This is a genomic window from Vibrio sp. 10N.261.52.A1, from assembly GCF_002876325.1.
GTDB classification, from domain to species: domain Bacteria; phylum Pseudomonadota; class Gammaproteobacteria; order Enterobacterales; family Vibrionaceae; genus Vibrio; species Vibrio chagasii.
This window is the reverse complement of sequence record NZ_MCYD01000052.1, coordinates 1-377: the sequence shown is the minus strand read 5'-3', so window position 1 is coordinate 377 and position 377 is coordinate 1. Positions and strand designations below refer to the sequence as shown.

Genomic DNA, 377 nt, shown 5'->3' with positions numbered 1-377 from the left:
ACAAGGCCGAGGATTTGCAGTCGTTGCGGACGAGGTTCGCCACCTCGCCTCTCGAACAGCAGAGGCCACGGGCAGTATTGAATCAATTATTCACCAATTCCAACAAGGCAGCGAAGAGTCATTAACCTCTGCCGATCGCGTGTGCGAACAAGCACACCAAAGCTCTACCGACATTGATGCACTCTCTATTGAAATGAATAGTGTTGTCGAAGAGATGAAACAGGTGCTCGCCCATGCGCAGAACATTCAACAACAGACGCAATCTACTACCCAGGCAACCAAAGATGTTCAGCAGAAAGTTGAAACCATCACATCGCACGCTAACGACACATCACTATCAGCAGGTGAGACGCGTAATATCAGTACTGATCTAGAAG

General features: G+C 48.8%; 1 protein-coding gene. It reads left to right on the top strand.

All coding sequences use genetic code 11. The features are described 5' to 3' along the window. On the top strand, positions 1-377 hold a 377-nt coding region (locus BCT81_RS00705), incomplete at both ends, for a methyl-accepting chemotaxis protein (RefSeq protein ID WP_241908129.1).